The following is a 23,632-nucleotide window of genomic DNA, read 5'->3' on the forward strand; positions in this document are numbered from 1 at the left end:
TTCACTTTTCTAACGCGGTTTTAATTGTTATATGTCTATACATAAAAAACCGAAAGGCCGTCAAATGATTTTCGCCAAACACGCAAGACTGCCGCAGGGCTGGGCCCGTGACGTTCGGATTACGGTTGCCGAGGGGCGGATCGCTCAGGTTGAAACGGCGCAGTCGCCGCGTCCTGATGACACTCGCGTCGATACCCTGCTGCCCGCGCTCGCCAACCTGCACAGCCATAGCTTTCAACGCGCCATGGCCGGGATGACCGAGACGCGCATGGCCGGCAAAGACAGTTTCTGGACGTGGCGCGATCTGATGTATCGCTTCACCGCCCATCTCACGCCCACGCATATCGAAGCCATTGCCGCTTTTGTTTTCCTTGAGATGCAAGAAGCGGGCTATGCCAGCGTGGGCGAGTTTCATTATCTCCACCACCAGCCCGACGGCACGCCCTATGACGATTTGGGGGAGCTTTCGGCCCGGATCGCGGCAGCGGCGGCGCAAACCGGGATCGGCCTGACCCATCTGCCAGTGCTCTATACCTATGGCGGCGCGGGGCAGGTGCCATTGCAGCCGGGGCAGGCGCGTTTTGGCAACGGAGTGGACCGGTTCAGCGCGCTGGTTGAACGGGCGCAGCATGCGGTGGGCAACCTGCCCAACGACTGCCGCGTGGGCATCGCGCCGCATTCGCTGCGGGCTACGGCTCCGGCGGAACTGGCAGACGTGATTCAGGCACATCCCGATGTGCCGACGCATATCCACATCGCCGAACAGCCTAAAGAGGTTGCCGACGTTTCCGACTGGCTAGGCGCGCGTCCGGTGGAATGGTTGCTGGCAAATGCCGAAGTGAAAGAGAGATGGTGCCTGATCCATGCGACCCACATGACCGAAGCAGAGACGGCGGCCTTGGCCCGTTCCGGCGCGGTCGCGGGGTTGTGCCCGGTGACGGAGGCGAATTTGGGCGATGGGCCGTTCAACGGGCCGGGCTACCTCTCTGCCGGGGGGCGGTTTGGCATCGGGTCGGATTCCAACGTGCTGATCTCATTGACCGAAGAGTTGCGCACCTTGGAGTATTCCCAACGCCTGCGCGATCTGGCGCGCAACGTGATGGTGCCGGGCGAAGGCTCGGTCGGGGAGACGCTTTATACCGGGGCCGCGCGCGGCGGTGCGCAGGCGCTTGGCCGGGGCCGGGGCGAGATTGCAGTGGGCGTATGGGCCGATCTGATGGCGATCGACAGCCAAGACCCGGCGCTTTGTGCGCTGCGGCCCGCGCAACTGCTCGACGGTCTGGTCTTTGCCGCGAAGGATCGGGTGGTGACGGACCTGTGGTCGGCGGGGCGCCATGCGGTGACGGGCGGGCGGCACCGGCAGCGTGACCGGATCGTGGCGGGCTACCGGCGCGCCATGGCAGAGTTGACGGCGCTTTTGTGAAACCTTCCAGCTTCCGGGAACTTTGCCGCGGCCCGCCGGGTTTGCCCCTTAACAAGGGCCGCGCGCGGCGTGGTGTTGCGCGGCATAGCCCGAAGCTAGCGAAAGGGAGCGGATCATGAGTCCACCAGACACAAATCTGAAAAAGCAGGAAAGCCGTCACAAGTGGCCGTTGATCGGCATGGCGATTGTCGTGATCTTTGGAATCGGCATCATTGTCTTCTGGACGGGCGAGGAAGTCGCCACCGCCCCCGGTACCGAAGACGAGGTCATCATCGACGAGGGCACCGCGATTGAGGGCGATGATACGGCAACCGTGCCTGTCGCACCCGATTGACCCCCAGCCAACAGCATTGACCCCCATGACCCGGAAGCCTCTGCTTCCGGGTTTTTTGTTGTTTGCCTTGGTCGCGCGGGCGGGCCATCTTGCACTGGTAACAAGGGAATTGGGGCAGACATATGTGGTATCTTGTAGGGGACATCGGCGGCACCAACCTGCGGCTTGCGGCGGTGGACCCGGCAGGCGCGGTGGTGCGGCGCTGCACGCATCGCACCGATGGGCTGAGCACATTGCCAGAGGCCTGTGCGGCGCTTTGTAGCGAAATGGGCGGCGCGCCCGAGGGGGTCGCGGTGGCGGTGGCCGGGGTGGTTGTCGACGGTCAGGTGCGCATGACCAACGCCGCGCGCAGCATCTCGCGCGATGATCTGGCGCGGGCCTGCGATGTGGCGCCCGGCAAGGTACTGCTGCTCAATGATTTTGAGGCGGCGGCCTGGTCCTTGGCCACGCTGGATGCGGCAAAGGTGAGCTTTCTTCAGGGCGGCCCTGCGCCGCAACCGGGCGCGCGGGTGATTGTCGGGCCGGGAACGGGCTTGGGCGTGGGGGCTTTGGTCTGGCAAGGGGCGCGGCCCACGGCGGTGCCGGGCGAAGGCGGGCATCTGCGGCTCACCCCCCATAGCGCCGAGGAAGTGGCCTATTTCGAAGCCCTGATCGCGCTCTGGCCCGAGGTCCAGATGGGCGACGTGCTGGCGGTCGAGGCCGAAGCGATCCTGTCGGGCACCGGCATCCCCTATTGGTACCGGGCCATCGCAACTGCCCGCGGCGAGCCAGCGCATCTGGAGGGGGCGGCGGCGATCTTTGCCGCGGCCAAGGTTGGGGAGGACACGAGTGCCTGCCGGGCGGTGGCCTTGATGGCACGATACCTCGGCGGGGTCGCAGGGGATTTGGGACTGGTCTTGGGCGCGCGCGGTGGGGTTTTCATCACGGGGGGCGTGGCGCAGCAGAACCCTTGGATGTTGGATGAGGCCTTCCTCGCCGCCTTCAACGCGGGCGGGCGGCACAGCAAATGGCGCGCGGCGCTGCCCTTGGGCCTGTGCAATGACCCCGACTTTGGCCTCATGGGTGCGCGCAACTGTCTGTTTGTGCAACACGATCGCCCCCTGCCGGATTGACAGCAGGCACCGGGCCGCCATGATCGCCACAGCAGCCGGAGTGCCCTATGCCCAACCTCAATGATCCGAAACGCCAGTTCTTGGCCAACCTGTTCGACGCCGCCGTCGCCGCCGCCGATCCACGGCTGATCTTGAAAGACAGGCTGCCGCCGCCGCCCAAGGGCCGCACGGTGGTGATCGGCGCAGGCAAAGGAGCGGCGCAATTGGCGCAGGCGTTCGAGGCGCTTTGGCCGCATCCCTATGACGGTGTCGTGGTCACCCGCTATGGCTATGGCGCGCCCTGTGAGCGCATCAAAGTGATAGAGGCCGCCCATCCGGTGCCAGATCAGGCCGGGATCGAGGCCGCCCGCGCCTTGCAGGATGCGCTGCGCGGGCTGGGGCCGGAGGATCAGGTGATCGCGCTGATCTGCGGCGGCGGGTCGTCGCTTTTGCCCGCCCCGCCCGAGGGGCTGACACTGGAGGATTTGCAGGCGTTGAATTCCGCGCTTCTGGCCTCGGGCGCACCGATCTCGGTGATGAATGACATCCGCAAACAGTTCAGCACGGTGAACGGCGGGCGTCTGGCGGAACTGGCCTATCCCGCGCAGGTGGTGAGCCTTGTCGTCTCGGATGTGCCGGGGGACGATCCGGGGGCCGTGGCCTCTGGCCCTACGGTGCCGGGGCGGAGGGCCGCGGCGGAGGTTTTGGAGGAGGTGGCCGCGCGGGGGCTGGAACTGCCACCCCGTTGCATGGCGTTTTTACAGGAAGCCGCGCAGCAGCCTGCGCAAGACGCGCCCAGCAAGACGGCCACGCATGTTATTGCCTCTGCGGGTCTGTCCCTCACCGCGGCGGCCAAGGCGGCACAGGCGCGGGGGGTGACCGCATGGATACTGTCGGACGCGATCGAAGGCGAGGCGCGCGAGGTGGCGCTGGTGCATGCCGCGCTCGCCCGGCAGGCGCAACGAAGTGGTTACCCGCATCCCGCGCCGCTGGTGCTGCTCTCAGGCGGAGAGACGACGGTCACCCTGCGCCACAAGGGGCGCGGCGGGCGCAACAGTGAATTCGCGCTGTCCTTGGCACTGGCGCTCGACGGGCAAGAAGGCATCACCGCCTTGGCGGCGGACACCGACGGCATCGACGGGTCAGAGGATAACGCGGGCGCATTCGTCGCGCCGGACACGGCGGGCGCGATGCGCGCGGCAGGGGTGGACCCGCGCCGCGCCTTGCAACACAACGACGCCTTTGGCGCGTTTGCGGCGGTAGACGCCCTGTTTCACACCGGCCCCACCGGGACCAACGTGAATGATTTCCGCGCCCTGTTGATCGGCGATCTGCCCGATAGCTGAGCCGGTTCTGGGTCCGGCTAGGTGCGGTCGAAGATAATCACGTTGCGCTTCGCAGCGCCGGTCTTGGTGTCGGCTATCGCCTCGTTGATCTGATCCAGCCGCCAGCGCCCTGAGATCAAGCTGTCGAGTTGCAAGCGGCCCTGAAGGTAAAGGTCGACCATCCACGGGATATCGCGCTGGATCACCACGTCGCCCATTTTGGAGCCGACCATGCCTTGCCCTAGGGCCGCGAGGACCACCGGCTCATAGCTGGCCTCGGCCCCGCTATGGGGCATGCCGACCATGATCACCCGGCCCCCGGCCGCAAGGTAGCGCGGCGCGGTTTCATAGGCGGGGATCGCCCCCACGGTGACGATCACGGCATCCGCCCCGCGCCCCATGGCCTTGGAGGCCGCGCGCCACGGTTTCTCCTCGGTCGCGAGCACGGTGTCGGTCGCGCCGAATTCGCGGGCGATGGCGAGTTTTTCTTCGGTCATGTCCACCGCCACGATCCGCCTTGCGCCCGCGATGCGCGCCCCTTGGATGGCATTAAGGCCAACCCCGCCCGCGCCGATCACCACCACATCTTGGCCTGCGCGCAGACCCGCTGCATTGACCACGGCACCCACGCCGGTGATCACGCCGCAGGCGATCAGACAGGCGGCGTCTTTGGGGATGTCATGCGAGATTTTCACGGCCTGCGAGCGGTCGACCACCACTTTTTCGGCGAAACCGCCGGTATTCATGGCTTGAAAAAGCGGCGCCCCCTCTGCGGTCTGAAGTGGCCCTTCGGGCGCCTGCGGTGTTTCGCAGATCGTCGGTTGACCCGAGGCGCAGTTGGGGCAGCTGCCGCAGGCGCGGATCAGGGTGACCACCACGCTGTCGCCTTCGACCAGCCCCTGTACATTCGGCCCCACGGCGCTGATCCGGCCTGCGGCCTCATGGCCATAGACGGCAGGCAGGGTGCCGCCCCAGCCGCCTTCAGCAAACAGGATGTCGGAATGGCAGATCGCCACGGCATCCAAGGTCACCTCGACCTCGCCCGATTGCGGTGCCTGCAGGCGGATGTCTTCGACGCTCAATGGCTTGTCAAAGGCATGGCAGACGGCGGCTTTGATGGTTTGCAATGGCCTGTCCCTTTCACTTGGTTTTCGCCAGCCTGACGCGGAAGGGCCGGTGGCGCAAGCCGGGGAATGGACTAATGCGGCGAAGTGTCGGTTTGTGACGTGAGGGTAGGGCGGCTGGCAAAGGTCACCAGCCCGCCGAGGGTCAGAAACAGCGCCAGCAGGAAGGGTGCGCCGGGCAGATAGAGCGCGGTATCGGGGGCCGTGAAATAGGCAAAGACCGCCGTCATCGTCAGTGGCGAAAGGATCATCGCCAGCGCGGTGGAGGAACTGAGCGCGCCGTGCAGCTCGCCTTGGGCATCGGCGCTGACGCGGGCCGACATGATGCCTTGAAGCGCGGGCGGGATGACCCCGGCAAGGGCGGCAAGCGGGGTCATGATCAGCGCCCAGGTGCCTGAGGTCAGTACGGTCAGCGCGGCAAAGGCGGCAATGGCAAAGACATGGCCCAAGATCACCGTGGCGCGCGCGCCCAAGCGGCGGATCACGGGGCCGATCAGCGCGCCTTGGACAAGGGCCATCTGCACGCCAAAAAGACCCAGTGACAGGCCGATCATCGTCGGCGACCAGCCAAAACGCTCAACCCCGAAATAGGCCCAGACAGCCGGATAGGCGGCAAAGCCCACGTGGTAGATAAAATAGACCGCCAGAAGCCTGGCGATCTCGGGCAGGCGGCCAAGGGCACGCAGCGCACCCAGCGGATTGGCCCGCCGCCAGTCAAAGGCGCGGCGCTGCGTCTGGGGCAGGGTTTCGCGCAGCACGGCCCAGCCGAGGGCCGCATTGCCCGCCGCCAGCACCGCTGCCGCCCAAAACGGCGCGCGGGTGCCATATTCGCCCAAGATGCCGCCCATCAGCGGCCCCAGAACAAAGCCCGCGCCAAAGGCCGCACCGATCAGCCCGAAACGCGCCGCGCGGTCCTGCGCCGGAGAGATATCGGCCATATAGGCCGAGGCCGTGGCGTGGGTTGCCGCCGTCACACCGCCCACCAGCCGCCCGATCAGCAGCAACCAGACACTGCCCGCCAGCGCCATGACACCGTAATCCACCGTCATCACGACCAGCGCCAGCAGCAACACCGGACGGCGGCCAAAACGGTCGGACAGGCCACCCAAAACCGGTCCGAAGAGGAATTGCATCGCGGCAAACCCCGTGGCCAGCACGCCGCCCCAAAGGGCCGCATCACTCAGCCCCCCGCCGCGCACTTCGCGGATCAGGTCGGGCATCACGGGCAGGATCAGGCCGACGCCCATGGCATCGATCATCACCGTCACAAGAATAAAGATCAGCGGCAGCGGCATCCGGTCAGATCTGGTCCGCGCAGGGGGCGAAGGCAAGGGTGGACGTCGCGATAGGGCGCGAATGCGGCAGGCGTTGCGGGGCATGGCCCGCTTGCCTCCAGAGACACCTGCCGCCACGCTCAGCCCTGTGCCTTCGGGATATGCCCGACACTGGCAAGAAAATCGTTTAGCGTATCAGCGTATTCCTGCGGCTGCTCCACACAGGGCAGATGGCCGGCGCGGCGGATCAGTTTGAATTTCGAGGCCGGGATCAGGTCCATCAACTCGCGCACCAGATCGGGCGGGGTGGAGCCGTCTTCCGACCCTGCGATGCCGAGCGCGGGCAGGCGCAGGCCGGAGGTGGGGGTCATGAAATCGCTGTGCGAGATCGCTGCCGAACAGCCCGCATAGCCCGCGTCCGGCTGGCGGGTGAGCATGTTGCGCCAGAGCGCCATTTCCGGCGTGGCGCGGAATTGTGCGGAGAACCAGCGCTCCATCACCGCATCGGCAAGGCTTTCGATGCCGCCCTGTTCCACGGCGGCGATGCGCGTGTCCCAGATGTCGCGGTTGCCGATCTTGGTGGCGGTGTTGCTCAGCACCAGCGCGCGGATCATGTCGAGCCGTTTCACCGCCAGCCCCTGCGCAATCATCCCGCCGATCGAGAGCCCGACGAAGACGCAGTTACGCACCTGCAGGTGATCGAGCAGCCGTTCGGTATCGGTAATGAGCGACCCCATCGAATAGGGCGCGGGCGGACAGGACGACAGGCCATGGCCGCGTTTATCAAAACGGATGATGCGTAGACCGGGCGCGAGGAGCGGCAGAATGGGATCCCACAGGCGCATGTCGGTGCCGAGCGAATTGGCAAAGACCACAGGCGCGCCGTCTTCGGGGCCATCGACGCGGTAGTGAAGTTGGACGTCACCTGTGTCGAATATCTGCATGGGTGGTCTCCTGTGAGCGGCGGTGGTGGCCAGCATATCGCGCGAGGGGCGAAGGTCAAAGGCGGGACAGATCAAAAATGCCCCGCCCTAGGGCGGGGCTGCCCTTGCCTTTACCCCAACGTCTGCAGCGCCCGCGCAAACATATCCGCATCCACATTCCCGCCAGAGATGGTGACGATCACATCGTCGCCCTCAATCTCAGCCCCACGGAACAGTGCCGCCGCCAGCGCTACGGCACCGCCCGGCTCGGCCACGACCTTCAGCCGGTTAAAGGCATGGCCCATCGCCTGCAGCGCCTCGTCGTCGCTCACCACCAGCCCCGGTCCGACAAGCCGTTGCATGATCGGAAAGGTCAGCTCGCCCGGCGCGGGTGTGACGATGGCGTCGCAGATTGATCCCAAGGCGCTCGGGTTCTGCTCGATCTTGCCAGAGGCCAGCGACCGGGCCGCATCGTCAAAGCCTTCCGGCTCTGCCGGACGCACGCGAAAGCCGGGGGCCTCGGCCTCCAACGCGAGCGCGATGCCGGAGGTCAGGCCACCGCCGCCGCAGCAGACGATGACTTCAGCAGAGTTGATCCCCGCATCGGCTGCCTGCTGCGCGATCTCCAGCCCCGTGGTGCCTTGTCCCGCGATCACCTGCGGATTGTCGTAAGGTTTGATCAGCGTCAGGCCGCGTTCTTCGGCCAGTTGCGCGCCAATTTCTTCGCGGCTTTCGTTCGCGCGGTCATAGAGTACGACCTCGGCCCCATAGGCGCGGGTGTTGGCGATTTTCAGGCGCGGGCTGTCTTTAGGCATAATGATCACGGCGGGGGCACCGTGCATTTTGGAGGCCAGTGCCACGCCCTGCGCGTGGTTGCCGCTGGAATAGGCGATGACACCGTTTGCCCGCGCCTCTGGTGCAAGTGCTGACAGCGCCGACCATGCACCGCGAAACTTGAAGCTGCCGGTATGTTGCAGGCACTCCGGTTTGATCCAGACGCGACGGCCTGCGATCTCATCCAAAAAATGCGAGTTCAGCAGGGGCGTGCGCCGCACATGGCCCTCTGCGCGGGCGGCAGAGGCGCGGATCATGTCGATATTCATTGCAGTTGTCCTATCCATTCGTGCAGCGCGGCCAGCGCTTCGGGTTCGTCGAGAAACGGCACGTGGCCGCGATCCGGCACTTCGGCTGTGATCATATCAGGCCGCCGCGCCTGCATTTGCATCAGCGTCTCGCGGCTTAGCAAGGTCGAATTCGCGCCCCGGATCGCAGCCAGTGGCAGGCCTTGAAGCGCGTCGAAAAACGGCCAGAGGTCGGGCGTCGGCTGGCCTGCGGTGGCAACCGCGTCGCGCAGATGCGGGTCATAGGTGATTTTCAGCCCGTGTTCGGTCGCCGTGTAATGGCGCTGCACCTCTTCCAGCCAACGGCTTTCCGGCACGCCGCGAAATTCGGGAAAGGCCCGGGCCATGGCGGCGGCGGCCTCTTCATAGGTCTTGGCGGCGGGGCTGCGGCCCAGATAGCCCATGATGAACTCGACGCCCTTGGCGTCCAGCTCTGGCCCGACATCATTCAGCGCCACACCCAGCAGGTGATCATGGGCGATCATCGCCAGCCCCATGGCATTGAGCCCGCCGCGCGAGGTGCCGATGATGGCGACCTTGTCCAACCTCAGATGCGCCAGCAGTTCCAGCACATCGCGGCATTCCACCGGCAGCGTGTAGTTCTGCCAATTCTTGTCGAAATCCGAACGCCCTCGGCCCCGGTAGTCCATGCGGATCAGGCGATGATCCGACAGATGTGGGGCGAGGTAGTCGAAATCCGCGCCGGTGCGGGTGAGGCCCGCAAGGCAGAGGATCGGCAGGCCGGAACCTTCGTCCGTGTAGTGAAGCGACAGCCCGTCGGAGGTGATGAACCGCGCCATCAGAGGCCCGCCAGTGCAGGGATGCCGCTGAGCTCACGCAACTGATGCGCCGGTTTCCATGGCAGCCTGTCCACCGGATCGCCACCCCGGTTCACCCATGCGGTCGTGAAGCCATAGCCCGTCGCCGCTGCTGCATCCCAGCCGTTGGAGGAGACGAACAGCACCTCGTCTTTGGCGCAGCCGTAGTGCTGCCCGACAAGGTCATAGACCGATGCATGGGGTTTGAAGACCCCAACACTTTCGACCGAGAGCGACACATCCAAAAGGTCACTGATTCCCGCAGATTTCACCGCCCCGTCCAGCATCGCGGGCGAGCCGTTCGACAGGATCGCGGTGTTCAGGCCGCCGTCTTTCAGCGCACGCAGCATGGCGGGAACTTCGGCAAAGGCCTGAAGCTCCCAATAAAGCGCCAGCAAACGCTCGCGTAGAGCGGGGTCATCGGCCACGCCTAATTTCTCCAGCGACCAGTCGAGTCCCTCCTGGGTGACCTGCCAGAAATCGTCATGCGCCCCGGTCACGGCGCGCAGCCATGAATACTGCAACTGCTTGAGGCGCCAGTGTTCTGCCAGCTGCGGCCAAGTCTCGGCGATGGCGGCAAAGGCAGGCTCTTTGGCCGCCTCACGCGCCGCGGCTGCCACGTCGAACAGGGTTCCATAGGCGTCGAAAACGCAGGTGGTGATAGGCATCTGGCAGGCTCTCCCTTTCCGTATCGCGGCAGAGTGGCACGCGGGCGCAGCGGCGGAAAGGGGCGAATTCCCCAATCGATCGGGACTGGGGGTTTACTCTCGGGGTCACAATCTTCATGCTGTCGCGGAATTTGGAGCACCCGTGCAGATACGCGGCCTCCTTCCCTTTTCCCCCGACAAATTGGAGACAACAATGGCTGAGGTCAAATCCGGCGACACAGTACAGATTCACTATACCGGCACGCTGCAGGACGGCACCACATTTGATAGCTCTGAGGGCCGTGACCCGTTGGAGTTCGTTGTGGGTTCGGGTCAGATCATCCCCGGCCTCGACAGCGCATTGCCCGGCATGGCCGAAGGCGACAAGAAGGTCGTTCAGGTGCCCAGCGAGGAAGCCTACGGCCCGGTGAACCCTGAGATGCGCCAGTCGGTGCCGCGCGAAGGCATCCCGGCGGACATCCCGCTTGATCCCGGCACGCAGTTGCAGATGCAGACCCCCGAAGGTCAGGCGCTGCCGGTGACCGTGGTGGAAGTGGACGAGACCACCGTGACCCTCGACGCCAACCACCCGCTGGCGGGCAAAGACCTGCAGTTCGACATCGAACTGGTCAAAATCGCCTAAGCGATCTGACATTGCCTGCCGGGGGGATGTCTTTCCGGCGGGCCTACAAGCCGCGATGCGCGTCTTTTCCTCTCGCACCGCAGCGCGCAGGCGCTTATGCAGGGGGCATGGATACCCCAGATACATTCGAGATTTTCCTTGTCTGCCCGCCCGGGCTTGAGGATTTGCTCTGCGCCGAGGCGCAGGAAAAAGGTTTTGCAGAAGCGCAGGCGCAGCCCGGCGGCGTGACCGTTCAGGGCGGCTGGCCCGAGGTATGGCGCGCGAACTTAGAGCTGCGCGGCGCGGGCCGGGTGCTGGCGCGGATTGGCGGGTTTATGGCCTTCCATCTGGCGCAGTTGGACAAGCGCTGCCGCAAGTTTCCCTTTGGTGACGTATTGCGCGCCGATGTGCCGGTGAAGGTGCAGGTGACGTGCAAGGCGTCCAAGATTTACCATGCCGGGGCCGCGCAGCAGCGGGTTGAGACGGCGCTGCGCGAAAGCCATGGGATTACGGTGGATGCCGAGGCAGCGCTGGTGTTGAAGGTACGTATTCACGACAACGCGGTGCAATTCAGCCTCGATACCTCTGGCGAGGCGCTGCACAAGCGCGGGCATAAAGAGGCTGTGGGCAAGGCGCCGATGCGCGAGAACATGGCGGCGCTGATGCTGCGGTCTTGCGGCTACACGCCGGGGGAGCCGGTGGTGGATCCGATGTGCGGCTCGGGGACGTTTTTGATTGAGGCGGCGGAGATTGCGGCGGGGTTGAAGCCGGGGCGCAGTCGGAGCTTTGCATTTGAGGACTTGGCGAGTTTCGATGCCGGGGTTTGGGAGGAGATGCGCAGCGGTGGGGCGGTGGCCGAACCTGCGGCGCGGTTCTACGGCTCGGATCGGGACGCAGGCGCAATCCGGATGAGCACGGCCAACGCCGAGCGTGCGGGTGTGGGTGCGTGGTGCCATTTCGCCTGCCACGGGGCAGGGGAGGTGCAGCCGCCCGAAGGCCCGCCCGGTCTGGTGATCGTGAACCCGCCTTATGGCGGGCGCATCGGGAATAAGAAGCTGCTTTATCCTTTGTATGGGACGCTGGGCGAGACGCTGAAGGCGCGGTTCCGCGGCTGGCGTGTGGGGCTGGTGACGTCAGAGCCACCCTTGGCGCGGGCGACCGGGTTGCCGTGGAAGCCGCAGGGGCCGGCGATTGCGCATGGTGGGATGAAAATCTGGCTCTGGCAGACGGATGTGCTGCGGTAGAACCTACCACCTGAGCCCGGAATCAAGCCGCAGGCGCCGGGCCATCGCCTGCCCGTCCCGGCGGGCTGGCGATTTGGTGAGGCTGGGCGGGAGCCTTCGAAGTCGTCTAAAGGCTGCACCATAAAGTGGCACCAAGCCACGTTGCCATCGCCACCCCACGGGCAGACGATGGCCCTTAGCTCTAGACTTACAGGTGATCCGCCTGCGGCATCCCCAACACGTGGAAACCACCATCGACGCGGATGATCTCGCCCGTTGTGCAAGCCCCCGCATCAGACGCCAGATAGACCGCCGTGCCACCAACCGCCTCCAGCGTCGCATTGGACCGCAGTGGCGCGTTCTGATCCGTGTGCTTATACGTCTTGCGCGCGCCACCAATCGCAGCCCCCGCCAGCGTCTTCATCGGCCCCGGCGAAATCGCGTTCACGCGGATGCCTTCCGGTCCCAGATCATTCGCCAGATAGCGCGTGGCGCTTTCCAACGCCGCCTTGGCCACACCCATCACGTTGTAGTTCGGCGTGACCCGGTTTGACCCCATGTAGGTCAACGTCATCAACGTGCCGCCATTCTCAACCATCAGCGGATGCGCGCGGCGCGCTACGTCGATAAAGGAATAGGCCGAGATATCCATCGAGTTCTTGAAGTTCGCCCGGGTGGTGTTCAGGAACCGCCCCGTCAACTCGGATTTATCCGAGAAAGCAATGGCATGCACGACAAAATCAATCGTCGGCCAACGCGCGCCCAGCTCCTCAAACGCCCGGTCGAGCGAGGCGTCATCGGTCACATCGACATCGACCATGAAGTCAGACCCGACGCTCTGCGCCAGCGGCTCAAGACGCTTGCCAAAGGCCTCGCCCTGATAGGTGAAGGCCAGTTCGGCCCCGGCCTCTGCCATCGCCTTGGCGATGCCCCAAGCGATGGAGCGTTCATTGGCCACACCCATGATGAGGCCGCGTTTTCCTGCAAGCAATCCTGACATAACGCGCCCTCAGCCCTTATACTTTGACAGGATCATCGATCCATTGGTGCCACCAAAGCCGAAGGAGTTGGTCATCACGGAATCGAGCCCCGCATTGTCCACCCGCTCAAGCGCGATTTCCAACGGATCAAGCGCCGGATCGAGGTTTTGCACATTGATCGACCGGGCGATGAAGTCATTGTCCAGCATCAAGAGCGAGAAGATCGCCTCCAGCGCGCCCGCAGCACCCTGCGCGTGGCCGGTCATCGACTTGGTGGAGCTTACCGGTGGCGTGCTGCCCTTGCCGAAGACGCGGCGCACGGCTTCAATCTCACCCACATCGCCAACCGGGGTGGAGGTACCATGGGCGTTGATATAGCCGACCTTGCGGCCTTCGGGCAGGGTGTCGAGCGCCAGACGCATCGCGCGCTCGCCGCCTTCGCCGGAGGGTGCCACCATGTCATGCCCATCGCTGGTGGCGGCATAGCCGGTCACCTCGGCATAGATTTTCGCGCCGCGCGCCAGCGCGTGGTCGAGGTCTTCGAGCACGAGCATACCGCCACCGCCAGAGATCACAAAACCGTCGCGGTCCGCGTCGAAGGCGCGGCTCGCCGTTTCGGGCGCGTCGTTGTATTTGGACGACATCGCGCCCATCGCGTCGAAGAGGCAGCTGAGCGTCCAGTCCAACTCTTCGCCGCCGCCCGCAAACATCACGTCTTGCTTGCCCAGCATGATCTGCTCGGCCGCGTTGCCGATGCAATGCAGCGAGGTGGAGCAGGCCGAGGTAATCGAATAGTTGATGCCCTTGATCTTGAACGCGGTCGAAAGGTTCGCGCTGACGGTCGAAGACATGCATTTCGGCACCGCAAACGGCCCGATGCGCTTGGTGGCCCCGGTGTCTTTGACGATGTTATGCGCGGTGAACATGGCGCTGGTCGACGGTCCGCCGGAGCCTGCCACCAGACCGGTGCGCGGGTTGCTGATCTGGCTTTCGTCCAGCCCCGCATCCGCAATCGCCTGATCCATCGCCACATAGGCATAACCCGCGCCCGGCCCCATGAAGCGCAGGGTGCGCTTGTCGATGTGATCGGCCAGATTGATCTTGAGCGTGCCGGCGACGCGGCTGCGGAACCCGTGTTCGGCCATCTCCGGGCTGGCTTCGATCCCGGATGTGCCGTTCTTGAGTGCTTCGAGCACTTCTTCGGCGTTGTTTCCGATGGATGAGACAATCCCCAACCCTGTGACGACGACGCGGCGCATGCGCAGCACTCCTTTGTTTTGGCAGCCCCGGTGTATGCCAGCACGCCCATACGGCGCAAGCGGTTTGCCGGTCCTACGGGCGCGAAGTTCGCGGTCAAGGTTCTGTGATGGAACGCGCAATGGACGGGCGGTGTTTGACCAACGAGACATAAAGGAGAACAGAATGCCCGAGATCAAGACGGTAAACCCCGCCACCGAAGAGATACTGAACACCTACACCGTGATGTCAGAAGCCGAGGCGATCCGCGCGGTCGAAGCCACGCATGAGGCCTTTAAGGATTGGCGCAAGCTCTCCCATACTGAACGCGCCCCCTATCTGAAAAAGATTGCTGAAAAGCTGCGCGATAATAAAGAGGAGCTGGCCGAGTTGATGACCCGCGAGGTGGGTAAGCTTTATCAAGACAGTCTTGACGAAGTTGACCTCTGCGCTGCGATCTTCGACTGGACCGCCAATGCGGGCCCGGAAAAGCTCAAGGACGAGACCCGCGAGTTGATGGATGGCAAGAAAAACGGCGTGGTGACCTATCAGCCGATTGGCGTGATCTATTCAGTCCAGCCTTGGAACTTCCCTTTTTACCAGCCGGTCCGCGTTTTGGCGGCAAACCTGATGGCAGGCAATGGTAACGTCCTGAAACATGCCCAGATTTGTACCGGCAGCGCGCTGCGTCTTAAAGAAATTTGCGAAGAGGCGGGCCTGCCGAAAGACCTGTTTAACGTTGTCATCATCGACCACGACACCAGCGACAAGCTGATCGCCCATGATCTGGTACGCGGCGTAACCATGACAGGCTCGGACAAAGCGGGCAGCCACATTGGGTCTCTGGCGGCAAAGCACCTCAAGAAATCGGTGCTGGAGCTGGGCTCGAACGATGCCTTTATCGTGTTGGATGACGCGGATATCGACACAGCTGTGAAATTCTCTGCTGCTGGCCGGATTTACAACAACGGCCAGACCTGCATCTCGGCGAAACGCTTTATCGTGACCGACAAAAATTACGATGCCTTCGTGAAAGCATTTGTTGAGCAGATGAAATCGATCGAGATGGGCGACCCGATGGACAAGAGCACCGGCCTTGGCCCGCTGTCGAGCCAAGAGCAGTTCGAAACAGTGCGCGATCAGGTCAAGGAAAGCATTGAAAAGGGCTGCGAATTGCTCTGCGGTGGCGAAGTGCCTGACCGTACCGGTGCCTATTATCCCTCGACCGTGTTGGGCAATGTAAAGCCCGGCTCGCCTGCCTATGACGATGAAATTTTTGGCCCCGTTGCCTCGGTGATCCGCGCCAAGGATGACGAAGATGCGATGCGCATTGCCAATGACAGCCGCTATGGTCTTGGCGGCGGTATCTTCTCGAAAGACGAAGACCGCGCGTTGGAGTTGGCCCGGGCCGAGTTTGACACCGGGATGATCCGGATCAACGGTTTTGGTTTGGCAGATCCGAATATGCCCTTCGGCGGGGTCAAGAACTCTGGCTATGGCCGCGAACATGGCGGCTTTGGCATGAGTGAATTTGTCAACGCCAAGGCGATCTTCCTGCCGTCCTAAGCAGCACAGACCACCAAACAATTGAGGGGCGGCCTTGGCTCGCCCCTTCATTTTTTTCACAGCGAACAAAGAGGTTTAACATGTCACATACTGTTCTCGTCGCCGGCGCCACCGGCAAGACCGGGCGGCTCTTGGTCGCTGAATTGCAAGACCGCGGCGCCACTCCGATTGCGCTGGTCCGCGATGGCTCTGACACATCGGTGCTGCCTGAAGGCACTCAGACCCGCAAAGGCGATCTGACCAACCTGCAGGACGGTGTCTGTGCGGGTGTGGATGTGGTTATCTTTGCGGCCGGCTCAGGCGGCAGTACTGGGCCGGAAATGACCGAGAAGGTCGACCGTAAAGGCGCGCAGCGCTTGGTTGATCTGGCCAAGGAAGCTGGCGTCGGTCGTTTTGTGATGCTGAGTTCAATCGGCGCGGATAATCCGCCAGACGACAATGAGATTGCGCATTATCTCAAGGCCAAACAGGCGGCGGACCAACACCTAGAGGCTTCCGGGTTAACTTATGTGATCCTGCGTCCCGTGGCCTTGACCGATGACCGCAAGACGGATGCGGTGAAGCTGGGCGATGATGTCGACCAAAGCGCCAAGGCGCACCGCGCCGACGTCGCCGCCGTGCTGGCCGAGGCTGCTGTTTCGGGCCGCCATGACGGCAAGGCGATGGACATGCAAACCGCCTGATATTTGGCGTCATTCAATCAAAAAGGGGGCCGCGTGGCCCCCTTTTTTCGTCTCGATGTCAGCAAGCTCAGCTTTCGCTCAGCGCCACTTTCATGTCTTTCACCTGATAGATCACCTCGCCATCGGCTTCGACGATGCCATCGGCCACACCCATGGTCAGACGGCGGGTCTGGATCGCCTTGGTGAAATCAATCTTGTAGGTCAGCATCTTGCGGTCCGGGCGTACCATGCCGGTCAGCTTTACTTCGCCCACGCCAAGCGCATAGCCGCGGCCCTGCCAGCCACGCCAGCCGAGGTTAAAGCCGGTCAACTGCCACAGACCGTCAAGGCCCAGACAGCCGGGCATGATCGGGTTGCCGGGGAAGTGACACTCGAAGAACCACAGGTCCGGAGTGATGTCGAATTCGGCGGTGATATGGCCTTTGCCATGGGCACCACCGTCGGCCGAGACATCGGTGATCCGGTCCATCATGAGCATCGGCGGGGCGGGAAGCTGTGCGTTACCGGGGCCGAAAAGCTCGCCGCGGGCGCATTTCAGCAGATCTTCCTTGTCGAAACTCGTGGGGTAGTCGGCCATCCTGCGGCTCTCCTGCTGCTCTGTTATAACACCGGCCCCGTTTAGCACCGCGTCACCGCGTGCTGCAAGGGCCGCGCAAGGGCGGCTGCGACGATTGGCGCGAGGTTTTCAATTGAAAACCGGGGATTTCATCCTTTATATGGCTCTGAAAGGCAGGAAACTGATGTCCGAACAGGAACAAGAGGTCGGGACGCGCTGGCTGGCGCAGGCCGGACTACGCCCCACACGCCAACGTGTCACGCTGGCAAGCCTGCTGGTGGGCGATGGTCAAGACCGTCACGTCACCGCTGAAAGCCTGTTTGAGGCGGCCAAGGGGCAGGGCGAAGCCGTGTCGCTGGCCACGGTCTACAACACGCTGCGCGCCTTTTGTGATGCGGGGCTGTTGCAGGAAGTGACCGTTGATGGCTCCAAAAGCTATTTCGACACCAACACCCACGACCACCCGCATTTTTTCTGGGAAGACGACAGCAAGCTGACCGATGCGCCGTCAGAGCAATTGGTGATCGCGCAGCTGCCCGATGCGCCAGATGGGGCCGAGATTGCTTCGGTCGATGTGGTGATCCGCCTGCGCCGGAAGTCTTAGGCGGCGGGGCATTACACCTTACCGCAGGGCGCGGCTTAACCGCGTTTGCGTAGCACCAGAAACGTCATCATGCCCATTGGCGGCAAGGCGCGTTCGTCTTCGACCTGCAGCGCGTCTTGTTGCAACACGGTCTCCATCTCGAAATCTGAATGCCAGCCAAGCGTATTGGCGAAGGGGGCCGAGACCTTTTCAAGAAAGCCCAGCACGCCGGTGGTCCGCATGAAGTGGTTGGCGATGACCACCTGACCGCCGGGTTTGAGCACGCGGGCGATCTCTTCCATGACGCGCTCAGGTTCGGGCACGACCGACAGCACATGCATGGCGGCGATGGTGTCGAAGCTGGCGTCGGGGAAATCAAGGGCGCGCGCATCCATCTGGCGCAAGTCTGTCACATGGTTCACCCCTTCCCGCGTCACGCGCTTGCGGGCCTTGGCGAGCATTTCATCGCTGAAATCAATGCCGGTGACCGATAGATGCGGCGCGTAGTGGGGCAGGGAGAGGCCCGTGCCAACGCCCACTTCCAGCACCGAGCCCGCGCCCTTGTTGATATGGGCGACCACATGGCGGCGGCCACCGCTGGTCAACGCGCCAAAGGTTTTGTCATAGATCGGCGCCCAGCGGGCATAAGAAGTCTCGACCGCCTTGATATCCATCTTAAATCCTTTTGGTTTTATTCGTTTTCTTCGCCCGCAATAGGCCCCAAATCACCATGCCGATATAGGCCACACAGAGCACGACAAGCGTGGTCCACGCATATGTCGCCAATGCGGCGGCAAAAATTGCCACGCCCACCAGCAGATATTTCACATGGCGCCGCGAGACCTTGGTGGTCTTGAAAGACCATGTGGGGATGCGGCTGATCATCAAAAATCCGATCAGCACCATATGCAGGCAGATCAACCAATCCGGCACGATGGGCCGGTTATGAAAGGCAAAAGAGGCGGTCATCGGCAGCAGCACCAGCAAGGCACCGGCAGGCGAGGGGATGCCGGTAAAGAACGAGCCGCTTTCGCCCACCGCGTCGCCGTTCTTGGCCTTTTCGGCTTCTGCTTTGTCGTTCACGTTGAACCGCGCCAGCCGCACCACGCAGCAGACCGCATAGATCAGCACGGAAATCCAGGCCGCGCTGCGCATGTCTTGCAGCGCCCAGAAATAGAGGATCAGCGGCGGGGCCACCCCGAAGTTCAGGAAATCCGCCAGCGAATCCAGTTCCGCGCCCATCGGGCTGGAGGAGCGCAAAAGCCGCGCGAGCCGTCCGTCCAACCCATCAAGCACACAGGCCAGCAAAATCAGCTGCACCGCCAGCACATAGTTGCCCTGCACCCCAAATCGGATCGCCGAAAGCCCTGCGCAAATCGCGGTGATCGTCAGCGCATTGGGCAGGAGCTGGATCAGCGCAAGGTCTGCGCCGGTCTTTTCAGAAGGGGGGCGCATGGAGGCTTTCCTAAAGTGGGGCGGTGTCGATCACCGGTTGTTTCAACTCGGCCAGCACGGTTTCCCCGGCGACCATGGTCTGCCCAATGCGCACCATCGGGTCGACGCCTTCGGGCAAATAGACATCTAGCCGGGAGCCGAAGCGGATCAAGCCAAAGCGTTCGCCGGTTTCCAGCCCGTCGCCGGATTTGACGAAGCAAACGATACGCCGCGCCACAAGGCCCGCAATCTGCACCACGGCCAGATCACGCCCATCGTCCATACGGATACACAGGCTGTTACGCTCATTATCGGCGCTGGCCTTGTCGAGCGATGCGTTGAAAAATTTGCCCGGGCGGTAGGCCACGGCCTGCACCTTGCCCGCGACGGGGGCGCGGTTGATGTGGCAGTTGAACACGCTCATGAAAACGCTGACGCGGGTCAGCGGCACATCGGGCATGCCCAGTTCGGCAGGCGGCACGGCAGGCTCGATGAGCGAGACGATGCCATCGGCGGGGCTGACGATCAGATCGGGCCTATCCGGCGTGACGCGCTCTGGGTCGCGGAAAAAGTAGTAGCACCAGATGGTGAGGCCGACGCTGATCCAGCCCAGCACTTCTTCGATGGCGAAGAGCACCAGTGTGACGGCGACGAAGATCGCCACGAATTTGATGCCCTCACGGTGCATCGGCTTGATGAATGTGTCGAGCATGTTGACGGACATCGGACCCTCCCGTTCAGGCTGTCTTCCGTCATAGGTGCATGGCGGGTGAGTGCAAGGAGGTTTTGATCTTGGGGGCGGCATCGGCGGGTCGGTGCAGGGATCATGGCGAGGGTATCGCCCTCCGGGGGGAGGGAGGGCGATGCCCGGTGTGCCACCGGGCGGGACGGTTCGAATAGGTCGTGGCTCCAATCGGCGCCTTTAGAACCGGCGGGTCCCGCTCAAAACCACTGCCCCGGCTCCATCAGCCCTAAATCCATTAGCTGCCGGGAATGCCACTCGAACGGCTCGGAATTCTGCCATTGGAATGTCGGAATACCATAGCGGCTGCCCGGATTGCTCTTCAGTGCCTTCGCCGTGCGGAAAGAGCAGACCGCCGCGGTGACATTGTGGTGCCACGCGCAGGCGTAGGTGTTGTATTCCTCATCATTGAACGTGTGATCGCCGCGCAACACCAGCCCCGGCTTGGCGCGAAACAGCGGGATACGGTCGATCTTGCGGCTTTGCACGGGGACGTGCTCTTCGAACCGCCAACGCAGTCCGCCAAAGAAATCAAGCTGCCGTTCCTTAGGGTGCCCCTGCCGGGCCGCATCCTTGCGTGCCAGCGCGTAATAGCCCGAGCGGTCCAGATGCGCCTGATCCAATGACACTGCATTGGGGTGCCGCTTAAGGTCCAGCGCGTAGAGGTCGACCACATAGCCGAGCAGCGCATCGCGTCGCTCTTCGCTGTGAAACGCCAGCAGTTCCTTTATGTTGCGCGTCTCGCTGAAGGGGTGGAACAGATATTCGGCGTTGTAGCAGTAATAAAGCCATTGCCCCGGCACCGCGGCGATCATGCGGTTCACCGCGCCCTCCAGCGCGGCTTCGGCGGTGGTGTCATAGTCCACCCGCAGCACGCTGTCCTGCAAGTCGCGGGGCAGGTCAAAAGCGGGGGGCATCAGTGCCACCACGCTGTCAAAGCCCGCCTGCTGGTGGTGGCGCAGGGTGGTGTCGACCTCGACCTCATCCTCGACCAAGATCATGGCGATGGGGCCTGCCTCCAGCGCCGGGCGGGCCTCTTTGATAAGATGATCTAGATCGCGATACCGCATAGGCCCCCGCTGGCATTTCCGTGCCGCAAGGTCGGTCAATTCCGGGTCCATTGCAAGACGCGGCCACCGCTGTTAGACGACGCCATCTGCCCGAAATCCGTCAAAACCCTTGGATGCCCGCCATGACACAACCGAAAAAGCTGTTCATCAAGACCTATGGTTGCCAGATGAACGTCTATGACAGCGAACGCATGGCCGAAAGCCTTGGCGGTCAGGGCTATGTCACGACCGACCGCGCGGATGACGCGGATATGATCCTGCTCAACACCTGCCACATCCGCGAAAAGGCCGCAGAGAAGGTTTATTCCGAGTTGGGCCGCCTGAAACCGTTGAAAGACGCGCGCCCCGATCTGAAGATCGGTGTGGCGGGCTGCGTGGCGCAGGCCGAGGGCGAAGAGATCATGCGCCGCCAGCCGGCTGTCGATCTGGTGGTCGGCCCGCAAAGCTACCACCGTTTGCCAGAGATGGAAGCGAAGGTGCAGACCGGGCAGAGCGCGCTCGACACCGATTTTCCGGCCGAAGACAAATTCGACCACCTCAAGGGTCGCCCCAAGATGAAACGCGCGCCCGCGGCCTTCCTCACCGTGCAAGAGGGCTGCGACAAGTTCTGCGCATTCTGCGTGGTGCCCTATACGCGGGGGGCCGAAGTCTCTCGTCCCGCCGAGAAGGTGCTGGAGGAGGCCCGCGATCTGGTCGAGCGCGGCGTGCGCGAAGTCACCCTGCTGGGTCAGAACGTAAACGCCTACCACGGTGGCATGACGCTGGCCGGTTTGATCCGCGCGCTCGCCAAGATCGACGGGCTGGAGCGTATCCGCTACACCACCAGTCACCCCAACGACATGGGCGACGATCTGATCGCGGCCCATGGTGAGGTGCCCGAGCTGATGCCTTACCTGCACCTGCCGGTGCAGTCGGGCAGCGACCATATCCTGAAACGGATGAACCGCAGCCACACCGCCGAAAGCTATCTTAAACTGCTGGAACGCATCCGCGAAGCGAGGCCTGATATTGTGCTATCGGGCGATTTTATCGTCGGCTTCCCCGAGGAAAGCGATGCCGACTTTGAGGCGACGATGGAACTCGTCCGGCAGGTGCGCTACGGCTATGCCTATTCGTTCAAATATTCCTCCCGCCCCGGCACCCCGGCAGCCGAACGCCCGCTGGTCGATCCAGCGGTGGCTGATGACCGGCTTCAACGCCTGCAAGGTTTAATCACCCAACACCAGCAAGAGATCCAGCAGTCGATGGTGGGGCGCGAGGTGTCGGTTCTGGTTGAGAAGAAGGGCCGCTTGCCCGGTCAGATGCTTGGCAAGTCAGAGTATCTCCACGCGGTTCATATCGAGAACTGCACGGCGCAAATCGGTGACATCCAGCGCGTAAGGGTGACCGAAGCCAAGACGAACTCTTTGGCGGCTGTCTTAGTCTAACGGGCCGCGACTAGGGCCGTTGCGGGTGCGCGTTGCCGCGCACCCTAAGCTTATCAGTAGTTGTGCTTGCGATGCGAAGCGGCATCCGCGAAGATCCGTTTCATCGTCGCTTTCAGCCCCTCAGGGTTGCCCACCAGCGTGTGATCCCGGCAGACACGCTCGGCCACGGCGTGGGCGGTGGAGAAGTCATAGCCGACGGCCACGAGGCTATCCACGAAGACCGAGTTTGGCCGGTCCCAGATCACATCATTCCACGGGCCACGGTAGCAGCTGACGTGGATCACATTGCCCGTTGGATGCGCCTTGCCTTGGTTGTGGTAGGCGTATTTCACACCCCCGGCAAAAGCGGGCATGGCAAGCAAGCCGGTGACGGCGGTGGCGAGTAGCATTTTCATCATGAGTTGGTCCCCCAGTTATCATTGCAGCAATCAAGATCGGCAAAGCCGCGCGAAGTCCCACCCTCGCGATCCGATAGATAGAGGTTTAGGTCTAAAGGTGCGTGTTTCAAGAAGATTCGAAGGCACTGTCAGGGGGTTGAGAACAATCTCAAGGGCTTGCGGGGGATTGTCGCCAGGGCATAGGCAATAGGGTAATTTCAGCCGTTCCGGCGAACAAAGAATGGCTGCCGCAGTCACTGGTTTCACCGTTATTGCGCGAAGGATTCGTTGTAATCCGCCAAGACCCGGCCACAAAATGTTGATTTCACAGCTTCACAGCAGGGCAGTTTTTACCTAACCTAACCCTATACTAACAAGGCGCGGGTCCGGGGAGGGGTCGCATTTGCCAAGAATAAGAACCAATATTTAGAATAGGACAAAAGCTGTGGGACCCACTATTTCCAAAGCACTGCGCGCCATGGCCAGCCTGACGATGGCGGCGGCGCTGACTGTGGCCAGCACGTCGGCCGATGCGCAGACACCTTCGCAACAGGGCCGTGACAAGGGCGTCTACACGCCGACCATTTGGGTTGATCCCGACGGCTGTGAGCACTGGGTCATGGATGACGGGGCCGAGGGTTATATGACCCCGCATACGACCCGTCAGGGCATCCCGGTATGCCGCCGTGGCGATGTCTGCGGTGTGATGGAGGCGGACCAGTTCTTCGCCACCGACAAATACAACATCTCGGCCCAGGGTCGCGCGCGTCTGGCGAATTTCTTCCAGTCGACCGGCGCGGTGTCCTACATCATCACTGGCCACACCGACAGCCGTGCCTCGGATGCCTATAACATGCGTCTGTCCTACAACCGCGCAAACTCGGTGGCGCGTATCGCCAACCAAGTCGGCGCCAAGATCGCTGATGTGCGTGGCTATGGCGAACGGATGCCTGCCGTGCCGAACAATTCCGCTGCGAACATGGCCAAAAACCGCCGTGTCGAAATTATCTGCATTCGCTGAAGGGACCGTAAAAGTGATTAAGACGAAACTTC

The 23,632-nt window shown here is 62.9% G+C and carries 25 protein-coding genes; 11 read left to right on the top strand and 14 right to left on the bottom strand.

The features are described 5' to 3' along the window. Positions 1–64: 64 nt before the first annotated feature. From O4H31_RS06585 to O4H31_RS06600, 4 genes are all read left to right on the top strand, one after another. Positions 65–1,423, top strand: a complete 1,359-nt coding sequence (locus tag O4H31_RS06585) for a formimidoylglutamate deiminase (RefSeq protein ID WP_269343966.1) — start codon at positions 65–67, stop codon at positions 1,421–1,423. A gap of 115 nt (positions 1,424–1,538) precedes the next feature. After that, complete coding sequence (locus O4H31_RS06590) at positions 1,539–1,757, top strand: hypothetical protein (protein WP_269343969.1); 219 nt, start codon at positions 1,539–1,541, stop codon at positions 1,755–1,757. Positions 1,758–1,879: 122 nt separating this feature from the next. Beyond that, positions 1,880–2,869, top strand: coding sequence for an ROK family protein (locus O4H31_RS06595; RefSeq protein WP_269343971.1), 990 nt, complete (start codon positions 1,880–1,882; stop codon positions 2,867–2,869). 47 nt (positions 2,870–2,916) lie between these two features. Next, on the top strand, positions 2,917–4,194 hold the full coding sequence (locus O4H31_RS06600) for a glycerate kinase type-2 family protein (RefSeq protein ID WP_269343973.1): 1,278 nt from the start codon (positions 2,917–2,919) through the stop codon (positions 4,192–4,194). A 17-nt stretch (positions 4,195–4,211) separates the two neighbouring features. Here O4H31_RS06600 and O4H31_RS06605 read toward each other — a convergent pair whose 3' ends face one another. The 6 genes from O4H31_RS06605 to O4H31_RS06630 form a co-directional block, all read right to left on the bottom strand. After that, positions 4,212–5,300, bottom strand: coding sequence for a Zn-dependent alcohol dehydrogenase (locus tag O4H31_RS06605; RefSeq protein ID WP_269343976.1), 1,089 nt, complete (start codon positions 5,298–5,300; stop codon positions 4,212–4,214). 71 nt (positions 5,301–5,371) lie between these two features. Next, complete coding sequence (locus O4H31_RS06610; protein WP_269343978.1) at positions 5,372–6,592, bottom strand: TCR/Tet family MFS transporter; 1,221 nt, start codon at positions 6,590–6,592, stop codon at positions 5,372–5,374. 119 nt (positions 6,593–6,711) lie between these two features. Then, on the bottom strand, positions 6,712–7,515 hold the full coding sequence (pcaD, locus tag O4H31_RS06615; protein WP_269343980.1) for a 3-oxoadipate enol-lactonase: 804 nt from the start codon (positions 7,513–7,515) through the stop codon (positions 6,712–6,714). Between the two features lie 110 nt (positions 7,516–7,625). Beyond that, entirely contained in the window at positions 7,626–8,597 is a 972-nt protein-coding gene (locus O4H31_RS06620; protein ID WP_269343982.1) for a threonine ammonia-lyase, read from the bottom strand. Then, a complete protein-coding gene (locus tag O4H31_RS06625) occupies positions 8,594–9,415 on the bottom strand; it encodes an alpha/beta fold hydrolase (protein ID WP_269343984.1) in 822 nt (273 codons plus the stop codon). The genes O4H31_RS06620 and O4H31_RS06625 overlap by 4 nt, the downstream gene beginning before the upstream one ends. Continuing rightward, complete coding sequence (locus O4H31_RS06630; RefSeq protein WP_269343986.1) at positions 9,415–10,101, bottom strand: haloacid dehalogenase type II; 687 nt, start codon at positions 10,099–10,101, stop codon at positions 9,415–9,417. The genes O4H31_RS06625 and O4H31_RS06630 overlap by 1 nt, the downstream gene beginning before the upstream one ends. A gap of 193 nt (positions 10,102–10,294) precedes the next feature. Between O4H31_RS06630 and O4H31_RS06635 the strand changes: the two genes are divergently transcribed. Together O4H31_RS06635 and O4H31_RS06640 are read left to right on the top strand one after the other, a co-directional pair. Beyond that, the gene (locus O4H31_RS06635; RefSeq protein WP_007120820.1) at positions 10,295–10,723 is read left to right on the top strand and encodes an FKBP-type peptidyl-prolyl cis-trans isomerase; all 429 of its coding nucleotides are present in this window, start codon (positions 10,295–10,297) and stop codon (positions 10,721–10,723) included. Between the two features lie 107 nt (positions 10,724–10,830). Beyond that, positions 10,831–11,946 (top strand): THUMP domain-containing class I SAM-dependent RNA methyltransferase, encoded by a 1,116-nt coding sequence (locus O4H31_RS06640; RefSeq protein ID WP_269343992.1) that lies wholly within the window; start codon positions 10,831–10,833, stop codon positions 11,944–11,946. A 187-nt stretch (positions 11,947–12,133) separates the two neighbouring features. Here the strand turns inward: O4H31_RS06640 and O4H31_RS06645 are convergent, their stop codons facing one another. Continuing rightward, positions 12,134–12,925, bottom strand: a complete 792-nt coding sequence (locus O4H31_RS06645) for an enoyl-ACP reductase FabI (protein WP_269343994.1) — start codon at positions 12,923–12,925, stop codon at positions 12,134–12,136. A gap of 9 nt (positions 12,926–12,934) precedes the next feature. Beyond that, on the bottom strand, positions 12,935–14,164 hold the full coding sequence (gene fabB / locus O4H31_RS06650) for a beta-ketoacyl-ACP synthase I (RefSeq protein WP_269343996.1): 1,230 nt from the start codon (positions 14,162–14,164) through the stop codon (positions 12,935–12,937). A 163-nt stretch (positions 14,165–14,327) separates the two neighbouring features. Between fabB and O4H31_RS06655 the strand changes: the two genes are divergently transcribed. Further along, the gene (locus O4H31_RS06655) at positions 14,328–15,707 is read left to right on the top strand and encodes an NAD-dependent succinate-semialdehyde dehydrogenase (RefSeq protein ID WP_269343999.1); all 1,380 of its coding nucleotides are present in this window, start codon (positions 14,328–14,330) and stop codon (positions 15,705–15,707) included. An 80-nt stretch (positions 15,708–15,787) separates the two neighbouring features. Further along, a complete protein-coding gene (locus O4H31_RS06660; protein WP_269344001.1) occupies positions 15,788–16,390 on the top strand; it encodes an SDR family oxidoreductase in 603 nt (200 codons plus the stop codon). Between the two features lie 67 nt (positions 16,391–16,457). Here the strand turns inward: O4H31_RS06660 and fabA are convergent, their stop codons facing one another. Continuing rightward, positions 16,458–16,967 (bottom strand): bifunctional 3-hydroxydecanoyl-ACP dehydratase/trans-2-decenoyl-ACP isomerase, encoded by a 510-nt coding sequence (fabA, locus tag O4H31_RS06665; RefSeq protein ID WP_067261401.1) that lies wholly within the window; start codon positions 16,965–16,967, stop codon positions 16,458–16,460. A 163-nt stretch (positions 16,968–17,130) separates the two neighbouring features. Between fabA and irrA the strand changes: the two genes are divergently transcribed. Continuing rightward, positions 17,131–17,550: an iron response transcriptional regulator IrrA gene (gene irrA / locus O4H31_RS06670; RefSeq protein WP_120350574.1), complete on the top strand. Its 420-nt coding sequence runs from the start codon at positions 17,131–17,133 to the stop codon at positions 17,548–17,550. Between the two features lie 35 nt (positions 17,551–17,585). Here the strand turns inward: irrA and O4H31_RS06675 are convergent, their stop codons facing one another. The 4 genes from O4H31_RS06675 to O4H31_RS06690 form a co-directional block, all read right to left on the bottom strand. Then, entirely contained in the window at positions 17,586–18,203 is a 618-nt protein-coding gene (locus O4H31_RS06675) for a class I SAM-dependent methyltransferase (RefSeq protein ID WP_269344004.1), read from the bottom strand. Position 18,204: 1 nt separating this feature from the next. Then, positions 18,205–18,984, bottom strand: a complete 780-nt coding sequence (gene pssA, locus O4H31_RS06680; RefSeq protein ID WP_259948618.1) for a CDP-diacylglycerol--serine O-phosphatidyltransferase — start codon at positions 18,982–18,984, stop codon at positions 18,205–18,207. Positions 18,985–18,994: 10 nt separating this feature from the next. Next, positions 18,995–19,687 carry a phosphatidylserine decarboxylase gene (locus O4H31_RS06685; protein ID WP_269344009.1) on the bottom strand — a complete coding sequence of 231 codons (693 nt, stop codon included), beginning with the start codon at positions 19,685–19,687 and terminating at the stop codon, positions 18,995–18,997. Between the two features lie 218 nt (positions 19,688–19,905). After that, positions 19,906–20,775, bottom strand: coding sequence for a hypothetical protein (locus O4H31_RS06690; protein WP_269344010.1), 870 nt, complete (start codon positions 20,773–20,775; stop codon positions 19,906–19,908). Between the two features lie 122 nt (positions 20,776–20,897). On the opposite strand from O4H31_RS06690, the gene miaB reads away from it, so the two are divergent. Beyond that, positions 20,898–22,202, top strand: a complete 1,305-nt coding sequence (gene miaB, locus O4H31_RS06695) for a tRNA (N6-isopentenyl adenosine(37)-C2)-methylthiotransferase MiaB (RefSeq protein ID WP_269344011.1) — start codon at positions 20,898–20,900, stop codon at positions 22,200–22,202. Positions 22,203–22,255: 53 nt separating this feature from the next. On the opposite strand, the gene O4H31_RS06700 is transcribed toward miaB, so the two are convergent. Beyond that, positions 22,256–22,600: a hypothetical protein gene (locus O4H31_RS06700; protein ID WP_067627307.1), complete on the bottom strand. Its 345-nt coding sequence runs from the start codon at positions 22,598–22,600 to the stop codon at positions 22,256–22,258. 457 nt (positions 22,601–23,057) lie between these two features. Between O4H31_RS06700 and O4H31_RS06705 the strand changes: the two genes are divergently transcribed. Continuing rightward, positions 23,058–23,600, top strand: a complete 543-nt coding sequence (locus O4H31_RS06705; RefSeq protein ID WP_419723588.1) for an OmpA family protein — start codon at positions 23,058–23,060, stop codon at positions 23,598–23,600. The last annotated feature ends 32 nt before the right edge of the window (positions 23,601–23,632 follow it).

Origin of the sequence: Sulfitobacter dubius, assembly GCF_027214245.1 — a bacterium.
Lineage (GTDB): Bacteria > Pseudomonadota > Alphaproteobacteria > Rhodobacterales > Rhodobacteraceae > Sulfitobacter > Sulfitobacter dubius_A.